This window comes from Mangrovicoccus sp. HB161399, assembly GCF_013184745.1.
Taxonomy (GTDB): Bacteria; Pseudomonadota; Alphaproteobacteria; order Rhodobacterales; family Rhodobacteraceae; genus Mangrovicoccus.
On the sequence record NZ_JAATVU010000153.1, the window covers coordinates 1 to 5,345 of the forward strand.

General features: G+C 68.6%; 8 protein-coding genes. All 8 read left to right on the forward strand.

From position 1 onward, the window contains the following. A partial coding sequence (locus HCC78_RS31360; RefSeq protein WP_216671395.1) for a helix-turn-helix domain-containing protein occupies window positions 1–247 on the forward strand: 247 nt, incomplete at its 5' end. Next, window positions 247–1,089 (forward strand): hypothetical protein, encoded by an 843-nt coding sequence (locus HCC78_RS31365; protein WP_172332643.1) that lies wholly within the window; start codon window positions 247–249, stop codon window positions 1,087–1,089. The genes HCC78_RS31360 and HCC78_RS31365, both read left to right, overlap by 1 nt. Further along, on the forward strand, window positions 1,086–1,484 hold the full coding sequence (locus tag HCC78_RS31370; protein ID WP_172332644.1) for a hypothetical protein: 399 nt from the start codon (window positions 1,086–1,088) through the stop codon (window positions 1,482–1,484). Before HCC78_RS31365 ends, HCC78_RS31370 begins: the two co-directional genes overlap by 4 nt. Continuing rightward, window positions 1,481–2,125 carry a hypothetical protein gene (locus tag HCC78_RS31375; RefSeq protein ID WP_172332645.1) on the forward strand — a complete coding sequence of 215 codons (645 nt, stop codon included), beginning with the start codon at window positions 1,481–1,483 and terminating at the stop codon, window positions 2,123–2,125. Before HCC78_RS31370 ends, HCC78_RS31375 begins: the two co-directional genes overlap by 4 nt. 206 nt (window positions 2,126–2,331) lie before the next feature. Continuing rightward, complete coding sequence (locus tag HCC78_RS31380) at window positions 2,332–2,904, forward strand: hypothetical protein (RefSeq protein WP_172332646.1); 573 nt, start codon at window positions 2,332–2,334, stop codon at window positions 2,902–2,904. Beyond that, window positions 2,901–3,581, forward strand: coding sequence for a hypothetical protein (locus tag HCC78_RS31385; protein ID WP_172332647.1), 681 nt, complete (start codon window positions 2,901–2,903; stop codon window positions 3,579–3,581). The genes HCC78_RS31380 and HCC78_RS31385 overlap by 4 nt, the downstream gene beginning before the upstream one ends. Window positions 3,582–3,585: 4 nt before the next feature. Next, window positions 3,586–4,320 carry a hypothetical protein gene (locus HCC78_RS31390; RefSeq protein WP_172332648.1) on the forward strand — a complete coding sequence of 245 codons (735 nt, stop codon included), beginning with the start codon at window positions 3,586–3,588 and terminating at the stop codon, window positions 4,318–4,320. Between the two features lie 143 nt (window positions 4,321–4,463). After that, window positions 4,464–5,345 (forward strand): AAA family ATPase (locus HCC78_RS31395; protein ID WP_172332649.1); only part of this gene is annotated, 882 nt, incomplete at its 3' end.

Here is a 5,345-nt window from a genome sequence, read left to right on the forward strand (position 1 = left end):
TGGTGCTCCTCTGATGCCGATCAACGAAGCGAGCCGGGACCAGGATGAGCGCGACCTCAAGGTGCTGACGCTCTACGCCGAGGGGATCAGCGACGGCGAGATTGCCAAGCGCCTCGGCATTCCGCGGAACACGTCCCTGAGCATCCGCAACCGCATCCGCACGGCGGACCTGCGCCAGAGCGGCGAGGACGGCGACGTGGTGCGCGGCTGGTACCAGCGCGGGATCGTCCCGCCGGAGGTGGCGTGATGGCGCTGGACGACATGAAGCAGGGCATCGCCGCGCGGAAGCGCACCTTGGATGCGGCGCTGGACGGGATCGGGCTGATCTCGACGGCGATCGAGGCTCTCGCAAATTTCGGCCTTGCGGTGGACGTGGCCTGCTTCGGGTCGCGCGCGGTGATCACGGTGGACTTCCTGCCGGACGGCGCGGCGGCCCCTGTCGAGCCGGGCGCGTCCAAGCCGGATGAAGTCCCGCAAGAGCGGGATGCGCCGGTTGCCGAGATGCCGGAGCCGGTTGCGCTGGCCGCGAGCGACAAGGTGCCTTCGGAAGAAGACCAGTCGGCCGCAGGCGCGGAGGAGCCGCAGGAGCCCGCCGCGGCAGATGTAATTCCGCTGCCTGCCGCGGGCCCCTGGACGGATGAGGACCGCGAGGTCGCCACCGACATGGCCAAGCGCAGCGCGAAGATCCCGGAGATCGCCCGGGCGCTCGGGCGGAAGGAGGCTGAGGTTGCGCGGGTCGTGCGGCCGGTGCTGGCCGGAATCCGCGAGCGGCTGGCAGCCGAGCGCAAGGAAGCGGCGGCGAAGCGCAAGGCGCCGGCCGCGGCGCCGGATGCGGGCGGGGCGGATCTGGAATGGTCCGCGCATGTCGCGTCGCTGCCCTACGACCGGCACTGGACTGCCGAGAGCGACCTGCAGCTGTGCGAGCGGCTCATGTGCGGCGACGGGCTCGCGATGGTGGCCGAACGGCTCGGCCGCGAGCGCGACTGGCTGAAGGCGCGCTGGCAGCTGCTGAACCGCAACGAGCCGCCGACGATCGAGGGCCAGCGCAAGCTGGTCGCAGCGCTGAAGGCGCGGAGGGGAGAGGCGTGACTTCTTACGAAAAACGAGAAGCAGATCTGCGTGAGTGCGAGAAGTTGCTCTGCGAAGCTCTTTCGCGGCTGACGGGGCCCTCAGGCGGCGAGGCGGGAAGGCCTGCGGATGCGCACGGAAATGACCTTCAGGCGGAGGCCATCTTCTGGCGGTGCTGCAGGGTGGCCAGGATCATGGCAAGCGAGCCGCAGGTTAGCGGCGGCTCGACGGCGTGGGCCGCGGGGTACGAAGTCTATGATGCAGCGCCGTTCGTCTTTCGTGGTCTGTGCGATATCGGCATCGCGGCTGTCTGGCACCACGAAGAAGGAGCCCGTCTCATGCTCGCCGGGTTTGAGAGGGTGGCAAAGACAATGCGTTCCTCGCTCGATGAGCGTGCACGGAGGGACAAGGCATGATGGATGGCGGCGCAATCGTGCATCTCTGGCCGCTGAAGAAGGGCGAGACGCTCAGCAGCCATGATTGGTTCCCGTTCTACGGGCACCGGTTCCTCGGGTCCGAGTTCATGGCGGCGGCGCTGATGGACGGGCGGCGCGAGGATATCGGCACCGCGGTCATCCTCTGGACCGAAGCCATGCGGCAGGACCCGGCTGGGACGCTGCCCGCCAGCGACGTGCAGCTCGCCTCGCTGGCGCGCTTCCCCAGCGTGGAGGCCTGGAGGAAGGTCCGCGCCCATGTGCTGCACGGGTGGTCGGAGGTCCTGGTCGAGGACGTGGTCTCCGGCGGCACGGTGACCCGGCTCGGACATCTGTCGCTGGTGCAGGACATCGTCGAGGACATGTACAGGCGCAAGCGCGGCCGGGATGCGGCGCGCAGTGCGGCAAGCCTTGCCGTCACCAAGACGCGCATCCGCAAGAAGCTGGCCGCGATCGGGGTCGCAGAGCACATCGCCCAGGACAGCCGGGTGATCGACGACCTCGCCGAGCATTTCCGGCGCCACAGCCTCTACGTGACCGAGGACAATGTCCGCGATGCGCTGTCCGAGCTGCACGGCTGGGGGAGCAACGTCACCCCCATGCCACGCGGCAATCCGCGATGAGATTTCACTGAAACCGGCTGAAATGGACTGAAATGATTTCACCGCATTTCAGCAACATTTCAGGCCTCGAAGTGAAATTGCCCTACAGGACAGGACAGAAGAAAACAGAACAGAAACAATACAGAACACCCTTTGATGAAACGCTGAAACCCGCGCCGGGGCGCATGTTGGGCCGCCGGGATTGCTGAGAGAAGGACGGGACAGGCATGGAACGGCAGGAACAGGAAGCAGGCGAGAAGCGGGTCAGGACGATCCTGATCGATCCGCTGGTCAGGCGCGGGCTCGCGCGGCCCTCGACGGTGACGGTGGTCCAGTTCGAGGCAATGCAGGAGGACATGTGCCAGCGGCTGGCCTACATGACCGAGGTCAACCTCGCGGCGCTGGCGGACCAGGTGGCGGCGAACCCGGGCGGGAAGGAGAAGGACCGCTTCCCGATCGCGAACACGATCCTGCAATGGGCGGCCGACATCCAGCCGCCGGGCGACGATGCCTCGCCTCTGGTGCGGGCGATCTTCGCACACGGGCTGGGCCGCGGCGCGGTGGCGGAGGGCTGGGCGCCCGAGCTGCTGGCCGAGGTCAAGCGGCGGCGGCAGTGGCCGAAGCCGTATGGCGTGGCGCAGATCCGGGATGGCGGGCTGCAGGCGGCCCGGCAGATGCAGGTTCTCGATGAGCGCCTCGCGCAGGGGCGCCAGCTGACGGCGGCGGAGGCGGACTGGTGCGGCCGGCGCAAGGCGGTGCTGGACCGCTGCGCGGAGCTGGCGCGGAAGGCGGAGGCATGATCGAGCCGGTGCACAGGAAAGAGGGGCCAGGCACGGTCAGCACGGCCCGCGTCCGCTGCGACAGCTGCGACAGGAACGAGGTCGTCCACTGCACCTACCAGCGGGCCATGGGCGGTGCCTTCGTTCCGCGCGAGGGGCAGGCCAACAAGAGGATCGCCGGGCAGGGCTGGACGGTAGCCGGTGGAAAGCACCAGTGCCCGGCATGCAGGAACAAGCAGAAGCGCAGCATCAAGCCGAAGGAGCAGGCGGTGAAGAAGGTCGAGAAGAAGGACGCGGTCCAGGAACTGCGGCAGCCCAGCATGGAGCAGAAGCGGCAGATCGTCGACATGCTGCGCGATGTCTATGACCTTGACCGCGGGCGCTATGTCAGCGGCGAGACGGATGCCACGGTGGCCGAGGTTCTCGGCGGAGGCGTGATGCCGGGATGGGTCTCGGCGATCCGCGAGGAGTTCTTCGGCGCGGATGGCGGCAACGATGACATGGCCGAGACCGCGGCGGAGATCGCGGCCAAGCTCGGGCAGATCGATGCGACTCTCGCGGAGGCCGAAGCTGCCCGGAAGGCGGTGACGGACGTGAAGGCGGCGCTGTCCGGACAGAAGGCGGACCTGCAGGCCATGGCCGCGAAGATCGACGCCATCCGCAAGGCGGTCGGTCCGCGCGCGGCGCGGGTTGGATAGGGCCATGATGATGAAGCCTTTCGACTACCGGCGCGGCGATCCCGAGGCGATCCGGCGCGTCGAGCGCGAGACCCGGGGCAAGCCGTTCGAGGAACGGGTGCGGGCACTGGCGGCCGTCATGGAAGAGGGCGACCGGATCGACCTGGCGAAGCGGCTCGGCCAAGCTCCGGAGGCCTGCGGCTCCGATGCGCCGCATGCAGCCGCGCGCGGCGCCATGAAGGCCGTCGAGACGGTGACGGTCCGAGACGACGGCAAGGGCGGGACCGTCTACGAGACCATTGGCTACCGCGGGCGCGCGGCGATGCGGGCCGAGGATGCGCTCGACCGGATCAAGGGCCTGACCGAGGCGCAGCGTGCGGCCGGGCGGCGCTATGCGGCGCTGGTCGAGGCGGTGGAGGCTGGCGGGATGAAGTGCTCGGGCGCGTTCATGCAGGGCGGCATGGGCGGCGGAGATGACGGCCGGTGCTTCATGGATGCCTATATCGAGGACTGCAACACGCTGCGGCGGATGAACCGCGCGATCGGCGACGGCATCGGCATGCCGGTGCGCAGGGTCAGGCCATCGGATCGCGGGACAAAGGCCTCGATCCATGACCGTGCTCTGGCGGATATGGTGTGCATTGGCGGCATGTCCATTCTCGGTGTGCTCAAGGGCCATGGCTGGACAGACACCGGAAGAAACGCGAAGGCCGCGACTTGCGCTCTGGCGGCCGTCCTGGAGCGTCTGAGGGCCTGCTAGAAGAAAGGGGGTTGACCTTAGGACGGATCTGCGACACGAATCAGTCATCATCGAGAAATGCGCCCGGCAGGCATCCCCTGCGCGGGCGTTTTGCGTTTCCACGATCCAGACATGACCGCCATCCCCGCCACCACGGACCAGCAATGGGCCGCCTGAAGACGTCGCGCCCGCGCCTCTCCGCGCATGCGTCGTCATCCGGCCGGTCGATCACGCGCGCCGATGCCGAGCGCTCGCGGATGGCCGCGCGCGACGCCGATCGCGAGTGGCGGTCGTGGTATGACCTCGCCAGGTGGAAGCGCCTGCGGGAAGCCGTTCTGGAAAAGGGCATGTTCACCTGCGCGAAGACCGGCACCCTGCTGCGCGGCAAGCCGCCCGCGCCCGACAGCCCCGTGGTCGACCATATCCGCCCGCACAACGGAAACCCGGACCTGTTCTGGGACGAGGACAACCTGCAGCTGGTCTCCAAGGCCTGGCACGACAGCCGCAAGCAGGCGATCGAGCGGGCAGGGCAGGCCATGGCCATCCATCCCAAATGGCTGCAGCCGTCGGCCATTCCCCTGACGATCATCTGCGGGCCGCCCTGCTCGGGCAAGACGACGCTGGCAGAGGCCAGCGCCGGTCCTGGCGACCTGGTGATCGATCTCGACCGCATCGCCTCGGACCTCTCGGGAGAGCCAATGCACGGCTGGCCGCGGGAGCGCTGGCTGAATGCCGCGCTCTGGCAGCGCAACAATCTCCTGGGCGGCCTGTCGCGCCCCGGTCCCCATGCCGCTGCGTGGTTCGTCGTGTCGGAGCCGAAGGCGCGGCACCGCGAATGGTGGGCCAGCACGCTCCGGCCCCAGCGGATCATCGTGCTCGAGGTCGACGAACCGGAATGCATGGCCCGCGCGCTGGCTGGCGGAAGGGATCTCGGCAGGGTCGAGGCGCGCGTGATGGAATGGTGGGCGCAGTACGGCCGCCGGATTGGAGACGACCGGCGGCCCGGCGGCCAAGGGGGGGGAGGGGCATCGGATGGGGCGTCCCTG

What these genes read in the sequence shown, in the direction of transcription:
- HCC78_RS31390 (WP_172332648.1), top strand. Translation starts at nt 3,586, where the DNA reads ATGATGATGAAGCCTTTCGACTACCGGCGCGGCGATCCCGAGGCGATC.
- HCC78_RS31365 (WP_172332643.1), top strand. Translation starts at nt 247, where the DNA reads ATGGCGCTGGACGACATGAAGCAGGGCATCGCCGCGCGGAAGCGCACC.
- HCC78_RS31375 (WP_172332645.1), top strand. Translation starts at nt 1,481, where the DNA reads ATGATGGATGGCGGCGCAATCGTGCATCTCTGGCCGCTGAAGAAGGGC.
- HCC78_RS31380 (WP_172332646.1), top strand. Translation starts at nt 2,332, where the DNA reads ATGGAACGGCAGGAACAGGAAGCAGGCGAGAAGCGGGTCAGGACGATC.
- HCC78_RS31385 (WP_172332647.1), top strand. Translation starts at nt 2,901, where the DNA reads ATGATCGAGCCGGTGCACAGGAAAGAGGGGCCAGGCACGGTCAGCACG.